At 37.8% G+C, this 21,485-nt stretch carries 18 protein-coding genes and 1 pseudogene; 14 read left to right on the top strand and 5 right to left on the bottom strand.

Features of this window, described 5'->3' with window-relative positions; translation table 11 throughout:
• Positions 1 to 63: 63 nt before the first annotated feature.
• A complete protein-coding gene (locus AC503W_RS16255; protein ID WP_427687476.1) occupies positions 64 to 1,914 on the bottom strand; it encodes a histidine kinase dimerization/phosphoacceptor domain -containing protein in 1,851 nt (616 codons plus the stop codon).
• A 338-nt stretch (positions 1,915 to 2,252) separates the two neighbouring features.
• Between AC503W_RS16255 and AC503W_RS16250 the strand changes: the two genes are divergently transcribed.
• The 5 genes from AC503W_RS16250 (at position 2,253) to AC503W_RS16230 (ending at position 7,899) form a co-directional block, all read left to right on the top strand.
• Positions 2,253 to 2,843: an ANTAR domain-containing response regulator gene (locus AC503W_RS16250; protein ID WP_402986954.1), complete on the top strand. Its 591-nt coding sequence runs from the start codon at positions 2,253 to 2,255 to the stop codon at positions 2,841 to 2,843.
• Positions 2,844 to 3,242: 399 nt separating this feature from the next.
• Complete coding sequence (locus AC503W_RS16245) at positions 3,243 to 4,187, top strand: ABC transporter substrate-binding protein (protein WP_494914944.1); 945 nt, start codon at positions 3,243 to 3,245, stop codon at positions 4,185 to 4,187.
• A 74-nt stretch (positions 4,188 to 4,261) separates the two neighbouring features.
• Positions 4,262 to 5,758 (top strand): sugar ABC transporter ATP-binding protein, encoded by a 1,497-nt coding sequence (locus AC503W_RS16240; RefSeq protein ID WP_402986950.1) that lies wholly within the window; start codon positions 4,262 to 4,264, stop codon positions 5,756 to 5,758.
• Positions 5,755 to 6,741: an ABC transporter permease gene (locus AC503W_RS16235; RefSeq protein ID WP_427687472.1), complete on the top strand. Its 987-nt coding sequence runs from the start codon at positions 5,755 to 5,757 to the stop codon at positions 6,739 to 6,741. Before AC503W_RS16240 ends, AC503W_RS16235 begins: the two co-directional genes overlap by 4 nt.
• 81 nt (positions 6,742 to 6,822) lie before the next feature.
• The gene (locus AC503W_RS16230; protein ID WP_402986947.1) at positions 6,823 to 7,899 is read left to right on the top strand and encodes an alcohol dehydrogenase catalytic domain-containing protein; all 1,077 of its coding nucleotides are present in this window, start codon (positions 6,823 to 6,825) and stop codon (positions 7,897 to 7,899) included.
• Between the two features lie 373 nt (positions 7,900 to 8,272).
• Here AC503W_RS16230 and AC503W_RS16225 read toward each other — a convergent pair whose 3' ends face one another.
• On the bottom strand, positions 8,273 to 9,664 hold the full coding sequence (locus AC503W_RS16225) for a M28 family peptidase (protein WP_494914938.1): 1,392 nt from the start codon (positions 9,662 to 9,664) through the stop codon (positions 8,273 to 8,275).
• Between the two features lie 229 nt (positions 9,665 to 9,893).
• Here AC503W_RS16225 and AC503W_RS16220 point away from each other — a divergent pair.
• Positions 9,894 to 10,464 (top strand): annotated as a pseudogene (locus AC503W_RS16220) (cysteine hydrolase family protein).
• 82 nt (positions 10,465 to 10,546) lie between these two features.
• Here the strand turns inward: AC503W_RS16220 and nagE are convergent.
• From nagE to AC503W_RS16205, 3 genes are read right to left on the bottom strand one after another with little or no spacing between them, the layout of a single operon-like run.
• Entirely contained in the window at positions 10,547 to 11,995 is a 1,449-nt protein-coding gene (gene nagE / locus AC503W_RS16215) for an N-acetylglucosamine-specific PTS transporter subunit IIBC (RefSeq protein WP_494914937.1), read from the bottom strand.
• A gap of 55 nt (positions 11,996 to 12,050) precedes the next feature.
• Positions 12,051 to 12,890, bottom strand: a complete 840-nt coding sequence (locus AC503W_RS16210) for a PRD domain-containing protein (protein ID WP_494914935.1) — start codon at positions 12,888 to 12,890, stop codon at positions 12,051 to 12,053.
• A 38-nt stretch (positions 12,891 to 12,928) separates the two neighbouring features.
• Positions 12,929 to 13,426: a PTS sugar transporter subunit IIA gene (locus tag AC503W_RS16205; RefSeq protein WP_494914933.1), complete on the bottom strand. Its 498-nt coding sequence runs from the start codon at positions 13,424 to 13,426 to the stop codon at positions 12,929 to 12,931.
• A gap of 411 nt (positions 13,427 to 13,837) precedes the next feature.
• On the opposite strand from AC503W_RS16205, the gene AC503W_RS16200 reads away from it, so the two are divergent.
• The 8 genes from AC503W_RS16200 to copZ all read left to right on the top strand — a co-directional run bounded on the left by AC503W_RS16200 (position 13,838) and on the right by copZ (position 21,444).
• Positions 13,838 to 15,079: an MFS transporter gene (locus AC503W_RS16200; RefSeq protein ID WP_494914931.1), complete on the top strand. Its 1,242-nt coding sequence runs from the start codon at positions 13,838 to 13,840 to the stop codon at positions 15,077 to 15,079.
• Positions 15,080 to 15,270: 191 nt separating this feature from the next.
• Positions 15,271 to 15,450 (top strand): hypothetical protein, encoded by a 180-nt coding sequence (locus AC503W_RS16195; protein ID WP_494914930.1) that lies wholly within the window; start codon positions 15,271 to 15,273, stop codon positions 15,448 to 15,450.
• Positions 15,451 to 15,512: 62 nt separating this feature from the next.
• Positions 15,513 to 16,016, top strand: a complete 504-nt coding sequence (locus tag AC503W_RS16190) for a hypothetical protein (RefSeq protein WP_494914928.1) — start codon at positions 15,513 to 15,515, stop codon at positions 16,014 to 16,016.
• Positions 16,017 to 16,839: 823 nt separating this feature from the next.
• Positions 16,840 to 18,651, top strand: coding sequence for a group II intron reverse transcriptase/maturase (gene ltrA / locus AC503W_RS16185; RefSeq protein ID WP_427687459.1), 1,812 nt, complete (start codon positions 16,840 to 16,842; stop codon positions 18,649 to 18,651).
• Positions 18,652 to 18,849: 198 nt separating this feature from the next.
• Complete coding sequence (locus AC503W_RS16180) at positions 18,850 to 19,275, top strand: GNAT family N-acetyltransferase (protein ID WP_494914926.1); 426 nt, start codon at positions 18,850 to 18,852, stop codon at positions 19,273 to 19,275.
• Between the two features lie 248 nt (positions 19,276 to 19,523).
• On the top strand, positions 19,524 to 20,753 hold the full coding sequence (locus AC503W_RS16175; RefSeq protein WP_494914924.1) for an MFS transporter: 1,230 nt from the start codon (positions 19,524 to 19,526) through the stop codon (positions 20,751 to 20,753).
• A 139-nt stretch (positions 20,754 to 20,892) separates the two neighbouring features.
• The gene (locus AC503W_RS16170; protein ID WP_402873505.1) at positions 20,893 to 21,225 is read left to right on the top strand and encodes a metal-sensitive transcriptional regulator; all 333 of its coding nucleotides are present in this window, start codon (positions 20,893 to 20,895) and stop codon (positions 21,223 to 21,225) included.
• Between the two features lie 12 nt (positions 21,226 to 21,237).
• Positions 21,238 to 21,444: a copper chaperone CopZ gene (gene copZ / locus AC503W_RS16165; protein ID WP_494914922.1), complete on the top strand. Its 207-nt coding sequence runs from the start codon at positions 21,238 to 21,240 to the stop codon at positions 21,442 to 21,444.
• Positions 21,445 to 21,485: the final 41 nt, after the last annotated feature.

Raw genomic sequence — 21,485 nt, 5'->3', positions numbered from 1 at the left:
CGGGTGCGTTAGCGTTCTAAAAGGGACTTAAGAAACAGCCCCATTCGGTTTTACCTGTTATGTTTACCAATGCAGAAAAATACGCTCGGTCGGTAATTTGATTTCGACGATGGTATTTTCTTTTTCACCCCTAAAATTCATTTCCCCTTGAAAATCACTGGCCACAATTCCTTGTAAAATAGTTAGTCCAAGGCTATCTGCTTTTGCTATATCAAAATCCTCGGGCAATCCGCGCCCGTTATCCTGAACTGATAAGAAAATATAATCATCTATCCGTTTACATTGAATTGTAATCATACCTGATTCCATTCCTATAAAAGCATGTTTAAAGCAGTTCATGACTAACTCATTAATAATCAGAGCAATTGATGTTGCCTTGTTATACGGGATGAATATATCATCTAAATCTAAATGTATTGCAATTTTCGGATTGTCATTAATTAAGTTGATAATCGCTTCCATGATTTGCTTCACATTAATAATACTTCTCCCTAATTTGTCTTTAGAAAGAAGGTTATGGACAGAAGCAATACTCTTTATTCGATTAATCATACTATCTAGTAAATCATCGATGGATATATCAGGGGTATTATTTATAAACATTTTTTGTAATGATATAAGTCCAACAATCGATTGAAGATTATTTTTTATGCGATGATGACTTTCTTGTAATAAGGCAGATCTTCCCAATAATCTTGTGTCTTCAATAGCGATAGCTGCATGAAGGGCTAATGCTGATAAATATTTTGATTCCTCTTTCGAATACACATAAAGGTTTTCATAAGATAATTGAATGATACCTGTTACTTGAGATCGAATCGAAACTGGAACACAAATAATTGTTTTAACATGATGATTCTTTTCAAACAGTGAGCAGAATTCTCTATCATTTTGATTGGCATAGTAGATGTCATTCCCTTTAGCAATTTTTAAAATTGCTTCTTTTGTTAATTGAGCTTTTACATCCTTATTATTTTTGATTTCAAAATCATCAATAATACTCCATGTAAACTCGTCAATTAGCTTAATGGAACAAACATCAGCTTTCATTACACGAGTGACTTCCTTTGCCAGTAATAATAATACATCTTTGAGCTCATATTCAGATGTAAGGAATTCTGCAGCTTGGAAAACGGCATCAAGCACACTTTTTACATCATTATCATAGCTATCGTTTTCTTTAAAGTTGTAATCCTCAATTTTCCTTAACAACCTTTGTGGGTCGCTTTTCGCTATGTCAGCTGACATTTCATCCGTAATGGTTCCCTTTGAAAGAATAGATATTCGGTCCGCTAGCTTTAATGCATCTTCCCATTGTTTTGTAATATAGATAATGCTTTTGCCTTCTTCTTTAAACTGTTTAATAATATTATATAATTTCGTTGCATTTTCAACTGAGAGCCCTTCCATAGGTTCGTGCATAATCATGACTTCTGGGTTTTGTAAAAATACACTCGTCATATAGGTAAGTCTTTTGTCTTCCTCAGATAAATTTCGTACCTTGGTTCGGTAGTCTATTTGGAAATCTAGTTTCTCCAAATTCCTTTTTGCCTTACTCTTAATTTTGCCCCAATTGATAAACGGAAGAAATCTTCGTGTCGGTATATTGGTTAAATTTAGATTTTCGGCCACCGAAAAGTTGCTAACCAATAATGGTTTTTGATGTACAATGGCAATCTTCTTTCTAGAAAGTTTTCTATTTTTAAGAAATTGATCATTAAACCATAATTCTCCTTGAGCATTTGAAGAGTCTAGTAGATTCATTAGGGCTTCGATGAATACTTTTTGCTCGGAGCTATTTTTGACAATTAATGCATGGATCTCTGAATAACCCAAAGTTATATTAATATTATTTATATATCCGTCAGAACTGCGATTTGTTACGTTCTTACACTCAAAAATTAACTTAGACAAAATTCCACCCCCACCTTTTTGACTTTCTCAAAGAAAATATATTCAAATTTTCTGCATTTTAATATTCTAATTATTTGGTATTCTTTAATGATAATAAATCATCTACTGAACAGCAACATACTCAGGAAGATCGTCTTATCTTTTCTTCAGGGAGTAATTTCTGTATAAATTCGACGAATGCTTATGGATTTTTTTAGAAATGATGTTACTATAAAACAGTATATAGGGAGAAGTTACTATAAAGTAGTATAAGCTTAGAAAGTACAGGACATGTGGCAATAATAGATAGCGTTTTCATTTCGGCGTGTGTGTACAAATATCAAATGGGGTGAGGAATAGTGACAAAATCATTGCGAATTTTGCTTGCCGAAGATGAATTTTTAGTTCTAATGGGGATTAAGTCATACGTTGAAAAGCTGGGCCATCAAGTGGTAGGAGTGGCTACAGACGGGGTAAAAGCAGTGGAATTAGCGCTAGAGAATAAGCCAGATCTCATTTTAATGGATATTAATATGCCTAATCTTGATGGTATAGATGCGATTAAAAAGATAAATGAAACCTTATTTATCCCATGTATTATTATTAGTGGTTATCATGATGAAAAACTAATCAAAAGAGCCACAGAGGTAGGTGTACTCTATTATTTGCTAAAGCCAATCGATATTGGGGATTTAAAAATAGCGATTAATATTAGTTTATCTAAGCTGGAAGAATTTAAGAAATTACAGGACGAGCTAAACAGTACAAAGAATGCGTTAGAAGCGCGTAAACATATTGAAAAAGCCAAAGGAATATTAATGGACAGAATGAACTTAAAAGAAGCAGAAGCAATGAAACGATTGCAAAAGTTGAGTAGAGATAAAAATAAAAAATTAATCGTCGTAGCGAAAGAACTTATTGAAGCAGATAATCTACTTCATTTTGAATAATTTAAAATTTTATACTAACCTCTTGTAATATGTGTTATAGTATGTAATATAATTAGAATAGAAAGAAAATTCAAAAAAAGATTCTATACTTACGATAGGTATAGAACATACAACTACTAGTATTTAAAATTAATATTTTAAGTTTTATACTTACGGCTGGTATAAAATTTTTGATGGCTACGGGTGCCTTATTTACGTAATTTATTATGTTTTTTTAACATAATGACTTGCGTATATAAGGCACCTTTTTGTTTTCTTGGATAAATGAAAGCGTGTACAAGGACTCGTTTACTATTATGAAAGGGGGGTGGTACGTTTTTTATAAATCGCTTTTATTGGATTATATTTCTTAAAATGACGAATTCTTTTAATTTAAAAATTCAAGGGGGAATAAGAAAAATGAAAAAGTTGTCCAAGAAATTATTGGTATTTTTACTAGCAACTATCATGTTATTTGCTACTGGATGCTCCGACAAAAGCAATGCGGACGGAGACAAAAAAGCAAAAACGATAAAAATCGGAATGTCTTTCCAAGAAATGAACAACCCTTACTTTATTTCCATGAAAGAAGCGTTTGAAGATGCTGCAAAAGCTATTGGTGCAAAAGTAGTGATTGCGGATGCTCAACACGATGTATCCAAACAAATTAATGATATTGACGATATGATCCAAAAGAAAATTGACATTCTCTTAATTAATCCTACTGATAGTAAAGGTGCAGAAGCAGCTGTTGAGGCCGCAAAAAAAGCGGGTGTGATCGTAGTGGCAGTTGATGCACAAGCTGAAGGTCCGCTTGACTCATTTGTTGGTTCTAAAAACTATGATGCAGGTTATCTAGCAGGTGAAAAGATGGCGAAAGATTTAGGTGGTAAAGGAAAAGTGGCCATCTTAGATGGTATTCCAGTTGTACCAATCCTTGAACGTGTAAAAGGATTTAAAGCAGCCATTGCTAAGAATCCGGGAATTGAAATTGTTAACACTCAAAACGGGAAACAAGACAGAGCTGAAGCGATGAAAGTGACAGAAAATATGTTACAAGCGAATCCAGATTTAAATGCACTATTCAGTGTTAATGATGAAGGTGCGCTAGGTTCATTAGGTGCAATCGAAGCATCTGGCAAAGATGTATGGATTTATAGTGTTGATGGTCACCCAGAAGCAATTGAAGCCATTGTAAAAGGCGGTGTATTTAAAGCCACTACCGCACAATTTCCAAGGGATCAAGTAAGAATCGCACTTGGTATGGCGTTAGCAAAACTATGGGGAGCTGAAGTAGTACCTACAGAAGTTCCGATTGATGTGGAATTACAAACAAAAGAAAACGCAAAAGACTTTAGCTGGTAATTCATCCAAGCGGGCGCTTAAAACTTATGTGAAAAGCGCCCTGCTAAGTCAATCAATAGAGGAAGGTGATTGCAGTGGATAAGGTATTAGAAATTGAGAATATAACGAAAGAGTTTCCAGGGGTTAAGGCACTTAAGGGCGTCAGTATTGATATTGAACGTGGTGAGGTTCATGCCTTGGTTGGGGAAAATGGGGCGGGAAAGTCCACATTAATGAAAATCCTTTCAGGAGTTTATACCCCTACTACCGGTAAAATTCGTTTAGACGGCAGAGAAGTAACATTCAAGGATCCTAAGCAAGCACAACTATTAGGAGTAAGCATTATTCATCAAGAGTTCAGTTTAATCCCATATTTGAGTGGTGTTGATAACATATTCTTAGGTCGTGAGATCAAGCAGGTAAATGGACTATTAGACAGAAAAAAAATGAGAAAAGAAGCAAAAGAAATATTGCAAAGGTTAAATGCAGATATTGATTTGAACAAACCCGTAGCTTATTTAAGTGTTGCCAACCAACAATTTATTGAAATTGCTAAAGCAATAGCCATTGATACGAAGGTGTTAATTTTTGACGAACCAACAGCGAGCCTAACTGGAAAAGAAATTGATAAGTTATTTGAGTTAATTGAGAAATTGAAAGCTGATGGTGTAACCATTATATATATTTCACATCATTTGGATGAAATCTTACACATGTGTGATCGAATGACCTGCTTACGGGATGGGGAATGGGTCAATACAAGGACAGTAAAGGACATTACAAAGCAAGATATTGTGAAAATGATGGTTGGTCGCGAAATCGTCAATGCCTTTCCTGAAAAACCATCCAGTAATCGCAAGGAAATGCTCTTAGAGGTGAAACGATTAAGTAATAAACATATTACCGATATTCAGTTTTCCTTGAAGAAGGGTGAAATTATTGGGATTGCTGGTCTAGTTGGATCTGGTAGAACTGAAATAGTAAGAGCCCTAATTGGTGCTGACCCTGTAAAAGAGAGAGAAGTCTATATCAATCAGCAAAAGGTGGATATTAAAAATCCAACAGATGCATTAGCACGAGGTATCGCCCTCATTCCGGAAAGTAGGAAGACTCAAGGTCTCGTACTTAATATGACGATAAAAAATAATATTAGTTTACCTATTTTAAAAGAACTTAGGAATTCTTTCGGATTTATTAGTATGAAAAAAGAAGATGCCATTATTGATCAATCGATTAAAGAATTATTAATCAAAACACCAAGCAGCAGGCAAATGGTGAAAAATTTAAGTGGTGGTAATCAACAAAAGGTCGTCTTAGCAAAATGGTTAAATACAGATTGTAAAATATTAATATTTGATGAGCCTACGCGTGGAATTGATATTGGGGCTAAGGAAGAGATTTACAAATTGATGAGAAACTTAGCAGACCAAGGACTCTCGATTATCATGATTTCTTCTGAATTACCTGAGATTTTAGGAATGAGTGATCGAGTTCTCGTGATGCACAAAGGAAGAATAAAGGCAGAAATTGATGGATCAGAAGCTACGTCTGAAAAAGTAATGTACTATGCAACGGGTGGTGTTGATCAATGAGTGAATTAAATCTCAAAAAAGTAGATTACCAACGAAAAGCATTTAGCATAAAAGAAATGTTTAAGAACCCAGAGATGTTAACCTTAATAGGATTTTTTGTATTATGTACATTTTTTAGTTTTGCGAGTGGAGAGTTTTTATCGTCTGAAAACGTCTCGAATATTATTAGACAAGTCTCAATTAATGGAATTTTAGCTGTTGGAATGACCTTTGTCATCTTAACAGGTGGTATCGATTTGTCGGTAGGTTCGGTAATGGCCTTTACTGGTACGATCATGGTTGGTTTGATGATTAACAATGGAATGCCAGCCATCGCAGCCGTATTAATTGGGATTATTCTAGGTGCCCTGCTTGGTTATATTAATGGTTTATTTATTTCCCGTGCTAGAATTCCAGCTATTATCGTAACGTTAGCTATGATGGAGGTAGCAAGGGGATTAGCTCTTTTATATACAGGAGGGTACCCATTATCTGGAGTATCTAAATCATTTACTTTTATCGGAAGAGGTTATCTGTTTGGCGTGATTCCAATGCCTGCAGTGATTATGATTCTAGTATTTATTGTTGCTTATATCATATTGAATCATTTACCAATTGGCAGATATATTTATGCCATTGGCGGTAATGAAGAAGCAGTTAGATTATCTGGTGTGAAAGTAAAAAGAATTAAAACCTTTGTTTATTTAATCAGTGGGATCACGGCTTCCATCAGTGGTTTAATTATGACCTCAAGGCTTGCTTCAGGACAGCCAATGGCCGGAGAAGGGTATGAATTAGACGCCATCGCTGCAGTCGTATTAGGTGGGACAAGTATTGCTGGTGGTCGTGGGCATATATTTGGAACCATACTTGGGGCCTTGCTGTTGGGTGTGTTAAGTAATGGACTTAACTTAATGGGCGTATCACCATACGTTCAAAGAGTTCTAAAAGGAGCCATTATCGTTGGAGCCATCTATTATAGTAGTTTTCGTCAGAAAGATTAACAGTCTATTGAAAAGGGAGATCAACGTTAATTTATAGGAATTAATTGATTAAAAAACTAAATTTATAGGGAGATGTTGTTAATGTCAATATTATCAGAAACGATGAAAGCTGTTGTAGCATATGGTCCAGAAGATTACCGTGTGGAGGAAGTAGCTGTACCCAAAGCAGGTAAAGATGAAGTAGTGATTAAAGTGGAAGCCTGTGGAATATGTGGCAGTGATTTAAAGGCATACCATGGTTCACAAATGTATTGGGGCGGAGAAAACCCTTGGATGAAAACACCAGTTATTCCAGGCCATGAATTCTATGGAATTGTGGCTGAATTAGGAGAAGGTGCTGCTGAGAAATATGACTTGCAGGTTGGGGACCGGGTCACAACTGATCAGATTAACCCATGTGGAAAATGTAGGTTCTGTCAAACCGGAAAGTACTGGATGTGTGAGATTCATAATATTTATGGATTCCAAAAAGGCGTGGCTGAAGGCGCTTGGGCAGAATATATGAAGTTTAGCAATACGGCCAGAATCTATAAAATTAGTGATGGTGTCACAGCGGAAGAAGCTGCCTTAGTCGAACCAATGGCATGTGCGGTCCATACCGTTCAACGAGCAACAATTGAATTTGAAGATGTGGTCGTTCTAGCTGGTGCAGGAACGTTAGGATTATGTATGGTCCAGCTCATTGCTTTAAAGACCCCTAAGAAATTAATCGTTTTAGATACAAATGAGAAAAGATTATCCGTAGCGAAACAGCTTGGGGCAGATATGGTGATTAACCCATTAAAGGAAAATGCGATCAAAATCGTCAAGGATTTAACAGAGGGTTATGGTTGTGATGTTTATATCGAAGCAACAGGACATCCAACTGGTGCCACACAAGGCTTAGAAATGATTAGAAAACTTGGCCGATTTATAGAATTTAGTGTATTTGGAAGTGAGGTAACAACGGATTGGAGTGTGATTGGTGACAAAAAGGAACTCGATATTAGAGGCTCCCACTTAGGTCCATACACGTACCCCGTTGCCATTGATTTATTTGAACGAAACCTACTTACTTCTGAAGGAATCGTCACCCATAGTTTTAAAGTTGAGGACTTTGCAGAAGCCATGGAAATGGCTCATCATCCAGAAGCGATTAAAGTATTGTTGAAGCCTTAATTAATAGAATAATCGTCCGAATATCGATGAAAGGTGATAAGGTGGATTACTGGATATTGGAACCTAGGGGACAATGACAGAATTAATTGATCCAACTGGGAAGAGGTAGCAAATGATAAAGCGACACAACATAAACCAAAACAATTTTTGCATGTAGCATTCAATTTATTTCTATTAAATATGGGGCTTGATAATCAAGAGAGCAGCTGTGAAATTTACAGCTGCTCTCTTTTTTTATGGGCCCAGCACCTCATGATTCATTCTTTCACCATTTCTAAATCCCTTAGTTGATGTAAAAAAGAAAAAGAGTGTGTAAGCAGTACCCCATCAATTAATGAATTTATTAATCTAGCATTTCTGTACAATGCAATACTCAGTCTACAGGACGGTTTTCAAAGTCATAGTCCACCGTGACAGGAGCCACCCGTGCATTTTTTAATGCCGGCGTTTCCGGACGGGCAATTTGATACACGCTGGCGCCGATAATTTCAGTGGCTTGCTGTAATTTTTCTTTCGATATCTTATCCAGTGTATCTGTAGGCTGGTGATACCAAGGCTCTACAGGGGAATGGATGAACAGGGCGGATGGAATGCCAAGCTCATGGAATGGTTGGTGGTCACTTCTGCCAAGCTGTCCAAACGGAATCGCTACATCCATTGTCCTTGCTCCTGCTGAGGAACCCAGGTCCGTTACCAGGTTTTTCTTTCCATCGATGGTATACATGATCAAACCGCCTGCTGGATTATCCGCGCCTGCATCACGTCCACCTATCATATCCATTTGGAAGTGAGCCACCATGCGGTCTACATCCGATTTGGGAAGGGAATTCGCATAGAAGGATGATCCAACGAGCCCTCTTTCCTCCGCTCCAAACGTCATGAAGCGAATTTCCGTGTCAATTGGCGTTTTGGCCAGGATCCTTGCCAATTCCAGCACAGCCGATACACCCGAAGCATCGTCGTTTGCACCAGGGCCGCCTGGGACAGAATCATGGTGGGCGCCAACCGTGATGATTTGACCATTATCCTTATTAGGTTTTGGCTTTAGGGAAGCGATGACATTGTAGGATGTCTTTTCGATTCTTTCCACTTTGCCCACTTCCAGAGTGGTCGTGATCGGTTTAGTTTTAAGCTGTTCGACCAGTTCTAATCCTTGGGCTTGGGTAATGGCTACAGCAGGAATATTTTGCCCGGCTGATACTTGTCCAAAGTTATTTCCTGAAGGGGAGTTATTGTACATCAAGACGCCAACCGCTCCCTTATTTAGGACATTCTGAACCTTATCAACAAAGTTAATGTCTCCACGTTCGATTAGGGCAATTTTCCCGGATACATCACCAATCTCCTCTGGTTTTGCTTTCCCAACATAAACAAGTTCGGCGGTGACCTTCCCGCTGATACTGCCGCTAAAGGCACGCGGTGTTCCTCCTAAATCGCTGTCACCAAGTTTCACCTTTACAGTTTGCACCGTATCATAGATGGGAAAAGGCTGAATCTTTGTTTCAAAACCTAGACTCTTAAACTGATTTTCTATGTATTTGACTGCACGGATCTCGCCTTCTGTACCAGCTGCCCTCGGTTCCTCTGATAGATAGGCAATCGTGTTATACATGTTGTCCGCACTGATTTTTTTAATCACTTTGTTATCAAAAGCTGTGCTGGACTGGGCATTAGGTGCCCCGTTTCCGTTTGGTTGTGCCAATGCTGTACCAGATGATAGAACCATCCCCGTAGCTAATAGAACTGTTAATGATTTTCTATACATAAAATCCCACCTTCGTCATATTATCCCTAATTATGTAATTTACTGAATAGTTTGTAAATGAGTCGTTAGTCTGTAAAATCCAACAATCAGTCGGTATCCGACCCCTACTTTTATCCTGATAGCTAGGTAAATCCGGGTAGGGAAAAAGGTATCCATCTATCTTTTGCCGAAAAGATAAGGGACTAGAGGAAATGCTTTTTAGTAGGTAATAGATTTAGGAGGGAAAGGATTGAAACAAACCTTATTGATCATTGATACACAACAGGATTTAATGGAAGGGAACTCAGAGGAACAAGGGGTTTTTGAGAAAGATAGAATCATCCAAACCATCAATAGCGTCATTGAAAAAGCGATACATGAAGGGATTCCCGTTGTTTTCATAAGGGATCTAGATGTGGCAGGTGGTGAAGGACCTGGATTTCAGATACATAGAGATATTAACGTTCCATCAACGGCTACCATCTTGGACAAAGCGGCCACTAATTCATTTTATGGTACACCGTTGAACGAACATTTACGGGAAAATCATGTGGAGCACCTTGTGATAATGGGATGCAAGACCGAGCATTGTATTGATACGGCCGTACGAACAGCAACGATCAATCAGTATGATGTCACGTTAGTGGGGGATGGACACTCCACGACTGACTCGAAAATCCTATCGGTCGGCCAAACAAATCATCCTCCATCACAACGAGACCCTCCATGGTCACTATAATGTAGATAACTTTTCCCTTGTTAGACAATCTACTGAAGATTTATTTAACCCTAGCCATAATGAATACCGATCATCCAATTAAAACGGATAAGGAAATGGCGAAAAGAAACAACCAAAGAGCTGTGGACCTATAATAGATCCACAGCTCTTTATCTTTCATTCCTTCATTTTCGGATTTTTTCCATTTCATCCGCTACAAATTGTACTTGCGTTCCAACAATCACTTGAATGCTTTGTGGCCCGACAATATTGATTCCTGGTACTCCTGTTGATTTAATCTTATCTTGGTCAACGGCATCCATGTTTTTAACTTCAATTCTTAAGCGTGTTACACAATTATCAATAGACGTCACATTAGCGTCCCCGCCTAGACCATCATAAATTATGGCTGCCATGACAGCGAATTTATTTCCTACTGGTGTATTGTTTGCATCTACTTCAATATCGTCATCCGTATCTGCTTCCCTACCAGGAGTTGCTAAGTTGAACTTCGTAATCAAGAAACGGAATAATACATAATAAATAACGGCAAAGAAAAGACCTTGAAGTAGTAACATATATGGCTGATTAGCCAATGGTAGTCTTGAACTTAAAACGAAGTCGACTAATCCTGCACTAAAACCAAATCCTGCTGTCCAATGGAAAAATGCTGCAATGGCTAATGAAATACCTGTTAAGGCTGCATGAACTACATAAAGAGCCGGAGCTAAAAACATAAATGAAAATTCAAGTGGTTCTGTAACCCCTGTAAAGAATGAAGCAAATCCTGCTGCTAACATTAACGATGCCGCTTGTTTTTTTCTTTTCGTTTTTGCCGTATGATACATGGCTAAAGCTGCAGCCGGTAAACCGAACATCATGATTGGGAAGAACCCTGCTTGATACATCCCTGTAGTTCCCTTTGTTCCCGTTCCTGCCCAGAAATTTCCGATATCATTAATTCCAGCTACATCAAACCAAAACACGGAGTTTAATGCATGATGCAGTCCTGTTGGAATTAAAAGTCTATTGAAGAATCCATATAATCCTGCACCCACAAAATCTAACTTACTAATCGCTGTACCGAAAGATACCAATCCTGTAAAGATGACTGGCCATGCAAAGAATAATATCACGGAAACCAGCAACATTGAAACCGCTGTCATGATTGGCACCAAACGTTTTCCACTAAAGAAGGATAAGGCAGCTGGCAATTGTACGTGACTAAACCGATTGTACATGATCGAAGCTACGATTCCGGAGAGAATCCCAACAAATTGATTTTCTATTTTCTCAAAGGCTGGGTTTACATTATCTGCATCAATGCCTTGTAGCATAGCCACTGAATCTATCGAAAGCAAAGTGGTAACGACAAGGTAGGCGACTAACCCGCTCAATGCGGCTGATCCGTCTTTGTGTTTAGACATACCTAGAGCTACTCCGACTGCAAATAAGATGGACATGTTGTCAATAATGGAAGACCCAGCTTTAATGAAGAACGCAGCTATCGGATTATCAGCTCCCCAACCGGCAGGATCTATCCAATAACCGATCCCCATCAAAATGGCTGCAGCTGGCAATACTGCTACTGGTAACATCAATGAGCGACCAATTTTCTGTAGATATTTCATCATGTAAAAAACCCCCTATCAATTTTTTCAAATGAATAAAATAACACTCTATGATTCTTTATATTTTCTCTGGTATACTCCAACGCTGCTTTAATCTCTCTATATGGAGAGTGATGTAGCCAAGTTCACATTCCGGAAGTTCCATTTCATAAGTGCTCATTAATACTTGAAATACTTCCTTAGAGCATTGATAGGAAATCGGAAACTTCTTTTTTATCATCTCTAGCATTTCCTCATCCATGGTATGAAGTTCAAAATGCTTTACTCTAGAGATGGAATGACGAAGATGTGTGATTAATCGTTGGTAAGAAATATCATCATGATGTATCGTAATATCCAAGTATTCCGTGATTGTTTGGATCAAATCACTGATAATGGCTGTCTGTCTTACGGTTTCCTTCATATCTCCATTTTGTGGTTTAGCTGTATGGATATGAAGGGCAATATAGCCAGCTTCATCTATGGGCATTTCAATGTGAAACCTCTTTGCAATGTGCTGAATTGCCCACATACCAATTTCAAATTCAGGTTTGTAAAGTACTTTAATTTCTTGAAGGAGCTTGTTCTGTAAATGAATTCCTTCTTGTTCTCTTTCAATCGCAAAGGACAAATGGTCTGTTAGGACAATATGGATATGGTCACTTAATTTCACACCTAACTTTTCTTCTGCATAGGAAATGATTTCTTCTGATATTTCGAAATGTTTTTCAGGGATTCTCATTATAAGCTGCTGGAACTTATCCGTTTCCTCTATAACAAAAAGCTTTTCAACTTCTTGTGTTTTGACAAGATCATTTCTTCGCTTGTTAAAGGCGATGCCTGTACCGATGGCTATTTTCTCGGTTTGCCCGTCTTCAACCACTACCGCGTTATTATTCAAGATTTTTTTAATTTTCACTTGAACATTCCTCCTCAAACATGTGGCATAGGAAACGTTTACGTATTCGTCACCTTAATCACGACCGTTTCACCCATTCTTGCAATTTTATCCAAAGACATTTCATATTTATGTGTATTCGTTTGACTGTTTGTAATAACCATAATCAACATGTCGCTTTTTGCATGTTCTTTAATATGCTGTAAATGATAGGTCAGTAATAATTGCCCGACCGTTATGGAATCTCCCACGTTTACCTTTACATCAAATCCCTCGCCTTTTAGAGCAACTGTTTCAAGACCAACATGAATCAATAGTTCCGTTCCATCATCAGCTACTATGCCAATCGCATGCTTTGTAGGAGCTATCTGTACAACCTTTCCAGCCACTGGTGATGACACATTTCCATCAATCGGAACAATCGCTATTCCTTCCCCCATCATTTTTTGACTGAAAACGGGATCGGGTACTTCTTCTATGGAAAGAATTTCTCCACTTATAGGTGCATAAATAAGCTGCGGTGTTTTTGGGGTTTTCTTAAATAATTTTGAAAACATTTTAGAATCTCCTTATGCCTAATTTTTTGATGATTTTCTAATATTTCACTTTAAATGAACGCAAAAAAGGCACGGAAGTAACCAATTAAAAGAATCGGAAATTCTCTTAACCGTACCACCCTGCCTGAACGAATCAGTAACATGTGATCAATATGGAATATTACTTATAAAATACCATTTTTTATTAAATAACACAATAAGCAAAGAAAGTATATTTGAATATTCAAAATAGGGAATTTAGGGCCTTTATTAACCTATTCCAATAAGGGCAAGAGTTAGTTTATAATGACCTTACACAATGGCTCGGTTGGAAACTTATAGAAGATATGTTAGTCAAAGGAAAACATACTGTTACCAATCATTAAATTGAAAATCCAAATGACCCAACGACAAATCATAAGGAGAAAAAGAGTGAAGCGAAACATACACCTCATTATTGTGGCTCTTGGCATACAATCTTTACAATCCAGCATTGTCTTCCTCACGTTAGCTTGGTTCTTTATTAACATCACTCATTCGCCCTTGGTGTTTAGTTCATTAATGGCATTTCGTTATATACCCGGGATATTATTGGCAGCGGTAAGCGGCATACTCATAGATCGATTCAATAAAATCTCCTTAGGGTTATGGGCTAGCGTTTGGCATTTATTCACGTTATGTGCACTATTCGCAATCGGATTAATGGAAGTAGTACCAAGTGGATTCGGCTACTGGATTTATTGCCTCGTTCTTCTTTTCATGGGTGTGGCCTCCGCCGTATTAACACCGCTTGAGAGAACGTTAATCCCATTATTAACGCCGCCAGAAGAATTAAAATCGGTCAATAGTGTCATAACGGCCGTTACCCAAATCGCAAACTTATTAGGTACGGCACTTGCTGGTGGTCTATTGGTAATAGGGGGATTTACAGTGGCGATGCTAACGTCCATCATCCTGATTCTTCTATCTGTTGTTTGCTATGTGATTCTAAGGTATAGGGCGGTACTGAAAGATGCCAATAATCAAGATCCCAATCGTGTACAAACACCAATTAAGGTAACATTCTCGATTTTAAAAAGACAGAAGTGGATCTTTTCGGCCATTACGGCAGCGGTGTTTACGAATATGGCATTCGTTATGATCATGGATGTCTTACTCCCCACTTTATACTCGGAAATTAAGGTGAATGGTTCAGCGGCTTTGGGAATCTGCTTTACAGCCATTGGGATCGGGACTCTCCTGGGAGCAACCATTACGTATAAAATCAAACGAATGAATTTTGAAATGTCGATCGTATTGTATGTTTTATCTGGAGTCGTGGGCACGATTGCCGGTTTTGTAGTGGATTCCACGATCATGAGTATTGTGTTGTTTGGCGTATTCGGACTTTTAGCGGCTCCCGTCACCATCATCTTCCAAACTGAATTGCAGCAGGCCATTCCCCAAAGCATCATGGGCAGTGCCATGGGTTTTCTGACAGCTGGAGCGACATTGGCCCAACCCATAGGGGTCTTCATTGCTGGTGTATTTCTCTTAAACCTCAATGGAAGTTATGTTCTTGCTATTTCTTGCTCTGTATCGATCATAGCCGTTGTGATGGGCTGGTATCGAATCAACAAGCAAAAGAAAGTAATAAGCCAAGAAGTCATGATGACAAAACAAACATTAGGGTAAAGAAACGGAGCAATGTGGGAAGTCCCTCATTGCTTTTTACTATGTGTCGATTCGTGGTAGTTCAGTAGATCGCTAAGGAGATTGCCTAAGAATACTACTAATCCCTTTTATTAACTAATAAAGAAATTCACCCAAATATATATGGTAAAATTAGTTAGGTTCATTTATATAGAGGTAGGAGGATATGGAATATGAGTAATTGGTTATACATTCTTTATGCTGGAATTTTAGGTATAGTATCTTGGTTCACAGGGGAAATAGTAACCTTTGTTATGTTGGGGATTATTCTTATTGCTTTGAATAATATTAACACAACGCTTAAAAAGATTTATCTTCAAAATGATGAAAGAAGTCATAAGGAAATAAGTTGATTTAAACTTTAACGGGTGGATTTATTATGAAGAATACGTTCATCTTTTAGGAGGTCAGGCTTTTGCTTACTTTCAAAAAAATCTCCGTAGGCCTTCTGGTTATAGGGAGTCTTGCTGCATGTGATAACGAACAAGACATGAAAAATGAAAAGGTAGAAATAGGGGAGAAAACAGAGGTACAAGATTCTACACAAAAAGAGGATGTACCCTCGTACGAAGCACCCAAGTATCAGATATATGGTGGCTGGATGAACGATGAATCTTATATACTGATCAAAAGTGATGGTGACGATGGCAAGGGTAGATCCAAATTCATAGTAGAAAAATTCACTAAAGCGGGGAAAAATAAGACGATAAAGCATTTCCAGTTAGCGGAATCTACCGGATCAAAACTAACCGGCATCATTTTCAACAAGAAATCAAATAAGACTTCTTTTCTGACACTAGAATTGAATAAAGATCATACTGAAATGACCGTCACGTTGCCGAATGAAAAACCCGATACATATAAAAAAGCAGATATAGAGCCGGAAGAATTTAATTCAGAGTATGAGTGGGAAGATTGAAACCATAAAGGGAGTTGCTTTGGCAGCTCTTTTTCTTTATGGAGCTAATGGGGCAGGATAGTTGTGCGAAATGTTTTTAGCTTAAATTGAGGATGGTCACATTACTCAGGTAAAGGCTAGACAGTTCCTTTCGGAACTGAAGGATTATATCGAAGAATCAAATGAAGAGGTAACGCTCGGAAGGGTTCTCTCTTAGTCGATTAGCATTTGATTTAGTAAGAATGACAGTGTTAAAAGCTCGGTGAAAAGGCGTAAGAATTTACCGTAACAGTGTAATTTAGCTGACGAAAGCCTACCCGATGGGGTGGTGTAAATCATGATGCTTGAGTTGAATGAATATGGTGAGTATGCGAATAAACCTATAACAAAAAGGTTAAGCTGACAAACTTCTGAATGTACGGGTCTAGACCTGCAATACATAGAAATGTGTATATCACCAAATTGTGAGGTTAACTGTGGATGAGTAAGACTAACTAATATGAAAATCCATGATACGTCACAGGCGTATGAGAGTTAACAGGCTTAGAGGAAGCACCTAAGTTCATTCTATAATAGATATAATTCAACGTTGTAAGCTGATAACGTGGAGGGCTTACTCCCGATGAAACGGTGAAGGGAAAGCAATAATGACAATAGTTATTGTATAACTTTGTTTTGTATCAGTGAAAGTGGTGGCACAGTACCAATGAAATGTCTAATCCACATGGAGGGATAGCCACTAGACTAATGAAGAATCATTCAACCATGTAAGGCAGATCTTTATCGATTAATAAGGTTCTCGTGAGACTAAAAGAGGTTTAACTCCGAAAGGAGTACCGACTTATTGAAACGGAAGAAACTGAGACACAACGAGTATTATAATCTACAAGAGTTTTTCGATTCTCTTTATGCTCGAAGTGTCGATGGTGATAAGTTTTATGGATTAATAGAATTGATGAGTTCTAAAGAAAACATACGTCTTGCCTACCGAAATATAAAAAGAAATACGGGTAGTAAAACGGCAGGAACAGATAAATTAACAATTAAAGATATAGCTCATTTATCAGTGGAAGATGTAATAGTTAAGGTTCAAGATATGTTTAATTGGTATGAACCACAAGCAGTAAAACGTGTCTTTATTGAAAAGTCAAATGGAAAACTAAGACCACTAGGAATTCCAACTATCTGGGATAGAATCTTTCAGCAGTGTATCTTACAAGTATTAGAGCCTATTTGTGAAGCGAAATTTCATAGACACAGTTATGGATTCCGACCCAATAGAAATACTCACCATGCGAAAGCAAGGTTTGAGTTTCTGATAAATCAATCTGGTCTACATCACTGTATTGATGTCGATATTAAGGGCTTCTTTGACAACGTTAACCATAGTAAACTTTTAAAACAAATTTGGTCTTTTGGAATTAAAGATAAATCATTGATAGCCATTATTTCCAAACTTTTAAGAGCTGAAATACATGGTGAAGGTATACCAACCATGGGGACACCGCAAGGTGGCATTTTATCTCCGTTATTATCAAATATTGTTTTAAATGAACTTGATTGGTGGGTAAGTAATCAGTGGGAAACGTTTGAAAGCGATTTTAAATATAAGACCAACGGAATTAAATATCAAGCACTTAAAAAGTCCAGATTAAAGGAATGCTTTATCGTCCGTTATGCGGACGACTTCAAGGTCTTATGCCGTACGCGCTCACAAGCAATTAGAATGAACTATGCCATCAAAGATTTCTTGAAAACCAGACTACACCTTGATACGAGTGAAGAGAAATCAAAGGTAATTAACCTAAAGAATAACTCTTCCGAGTTTCTTGGCTTTTCTACCAAAGCAGTAAGAAAAGGAAAGACAAGGTTCGGTTATGTAGCGAAATCCAATATGTCTAAGAAGGCAAAAGTAAATGCCTCTAACAAAATTAAAGAAGCTATCAAAGCCATTCAAAAAAGTCCTAGTAATGAAACCGTTTGGAATTTCAATACCGTAGTTATGGGGATACAAAATTACTATTCAGCAGCCACTAGAATTACAATAAATCTTAATGAGTTAAACTCTTATTTGCGCAAAGTGATGTATAATCGCTTAAAATGCCTAAGAACAGACGCAAATTTTCATGATATGACCAAAACTTTACAAAAGAGGTATAAAGTTTATAAGTGCAAATTGTACAAGGTACAAAACATGGTATTTGTACCGATTCATGCCCAAAGACATAAAACAAATTTATGCTTTTCTCAGGATACGTGTAACTATACTGCCGAAGGTAGAAACAAGATACACAAAAGTCTAAAAGCTATAAATAAAACCTTCTTATCATCTATCATGAAAAGTTTTATTCCAAATCGATCAATTGAATACAATGACAATCGAATAAGTAAATTCATCGCTCAATACGGTAAGTGTGCCATCTCTGGAATGGAACTTGGTAAAAATGATTGGCACTGCCATCATAAAAATCCGTATCACCTTTCAAAAGATGATTCATATTTAAACCTTGTGGTTCTTCATGAAAAAGTCCATAGACTTGTACACTTGAAAGATGATGACAAGATAAAAGCAATAATAAAGGTCTTAAAGCTATCTAAAAAGCAAATGGAAAAACTTAATGAACTTCGGTTACAATGTCATAATCAAGCAATTTGATTTCGGAAGAAAGCAAAGTCAAATCTAACAATACATAGAATTGAATGAATTGGATTAGTTGGAACGCCGTATGAAGTGAAAGCTTCGCGTACGGTGTGAACAGGGGGAAAAGGGAGCGATAACTTCAAACCCTTACCTATCTGTATCAATAACGATGATGAATATACTATATACATTTTTCTTAGGGAGTGAAGGTAAGTGGGGATCAGAAGAGCAAATATAAAAGATTGGAAGGCAATATCGGATTTGCTGGGCCAGTTGGATTATTTAGATACCGAGACCTTCATTAAAGATAAAATAGAAAGGCTTATCATACATCCTGATGAGGAATTATTGGTGTATGAGGATAATGAAAGAGTCATTGCTTTTATTTCCATGCATTACATACCCCAAATAGCGTTAATGGGTGATTTTGCTAGAATTAGTTATTTTGCAGTAGATTCAACAAATAGGGGTAAGGGAATTGGACAAGAGATTGAAGAGTTTTGTACTGAGTTAGCTAAGAAGCGAAACTGTGACAGACTTGAGGTTCATTGTCATTCAAGAAGAATCGATGCACATCGATTTTATTCCCGCCAAGGCTATTCTGAATCACCAAAATACTTTATTAAGATGATCAAGTAATTCTTTTTTTTCTTGTAGAACCTAGGATTTTCATCTTCTAAACAAGACATTTTCATGTTATATTCATACATATATTTCCACTACAAATAATGCAAACACCCCTCTCTTCCTTATTAGATTTCTTAGTATTCGATATTGATATAAATCCAAAGTGAAATGAAGTGTATCTAACCGGTTGCAAAGGAGTGAAACGCATGTAAATACCTCTTTATTCTCTTAGAAAAATGAATAAAGAGGGGTTGTTTGCATTGAAGAATAAATCATTTACTGTGTTGGTGACAGGACAATCGTTAGCGAATGCTGGGGATGTTTTTTATATTGTTGCGCTGATAACAAGTGTTTACGCTGTCACCCATTCGTTATTTTATGTTTCGTTGGTTCCTGTCATAAATATGCTTGGTGGATTTGTAGGTGGTTTAGTAGCACCACTGCTCATCGATCGATATCCGTTGAAAAAGATTTTATTTCATTCCCAGTTCGTTAAAACATGTCTCTTACTTGTGCTAACCCTATATGTATCATCGCTTTTCTCAAAAGACTCAATGGAAGCGGTATATATCCTTATTTTCTTCATCATGTTTTTGGATGGGTTCGCTAATCCAGCGAGTAGTGCCTTGATTCCTCAGCTTGTTCCGGAAGAGTCCTTATTAAAAGCAAATAGCCTCATGTCTTCTATCCAGACATTCATTCAGATGGGAGGATGGGCTGCAGGTGGCATTTTGGCGGCACTTTTGCAGGCTCACGGACTGTTCCTGTTAACGTGCTGTTTGTATGGGCTATCCACCTTCTTGCTGGCATTCGTTAGAGTCAAAGAACAGCAACAATCTGAACGTGAAGGGAAGGAAAGCAAACGGGATTCCCTGTTTGAAGGGTGGAGGTTGATCGCAGGAGATAAGAGATTGCGTGCCCTACACTTCACCCTGTTTTTTGGTTCAATAGCTAGCCCAGTCTGGGTATCCTCGATCCTTTATCCGTTTATAGATAAACGCCTGGGAGTAGGAACGGAGTGGTGGGGCTATATCAACGCCTCTTTATTACTAGGATTATTTCTGGCGGGCATACTTGCATATAGACGGTCCGCCTTCATTCATAAGAATATCCAGAAGGTGCTGTTGGGTGGAGGGTTCATGGTCTTTCTGCTGACCCTTTTATTTGGAGTGAATGTGAATCCCTTCCTTGCCCTTATGTTCATTGGCACTTATAGTCTATTTGAAGAACTGCGGATGATTTCCATTCATACGATCATCCAACGTGTAGTCAGGGAAAGGCTTTTGGCTAAAGTATATGCCGTCCAAAGTTCTCTCATCATGCTAACTTTCGCGATATCCACTCTCGTGATGGGCATGCTGGGCCAGCGATACAGCATCGTCGTGGTATTTATGGTCGCTTCGGTTTCCTTATGTCTTTCGTTCGTTTATCTTTTGACCTGTAGAAAGCAAGTAACGCTCCCTATAGATGGACCTAGCTTTGAAGAATAATGATGAAAGATTGATTGATGAAGCCAACTTAGTTCCGTTGGCTTTTTTTCGTAAAATGTCATCCAACTTTACATAGGGTGGAGGGGTATGATATGGTTTTGATATAGGGTATAGGGGTATATGAGTGAGGGGGCGACAAATGGAATTCGACCTGAATAAAGAAACAGATACTTGTTGTTCGAGTACAACTGAGCGGAAAAGCCATCATTCCGAGTCAACAAAGAAAAATCTTGTTACAAGACTGAATCGGGTGGAAGGTCAAATTCGCGGCATAAAAGGGTTAATCGAAAAAGACACATACTGTGACGACGTGATTACTCAGATAGCTGCTGCGCAATCCGCCTTAAATGGTGTGGCCAAGATGCTTCTTGAAACGCATATGAAAGAATGTGTGGTGGATCGTATTCAAGAAGGGGACTTGGAAGTACTCGATGAAGTCCTCGTGACAATCCAAAGACTAATGAAAAAATAAGGAGTAGATACTATGGAAAATGTAATCTTACAAGTAAGCGGGATGTCTTGCGGACATTGTGTAAAAGCAGTGGAAGGTAGTGTAGGAAAATTGGAAGGTGTCGATCAAGTAAAAGTTCAGCTAGAAGCTGGTCAAGTTACTGTATCGTATGATAAGGAAAAAGTAACCCTAGATACAATCAAAGAAACCATTGATGATCAAGGCTACGAAGTAGAATGATTTTGGGTACTATAATGAAAAGATGAAGAGTGCCTTCCTGG

Source organism: Peribacillus suis, assembly GCF_059384845.1.
This window is presented reverse-complemented; position numbering and strand designations above follow the sequence as displayed.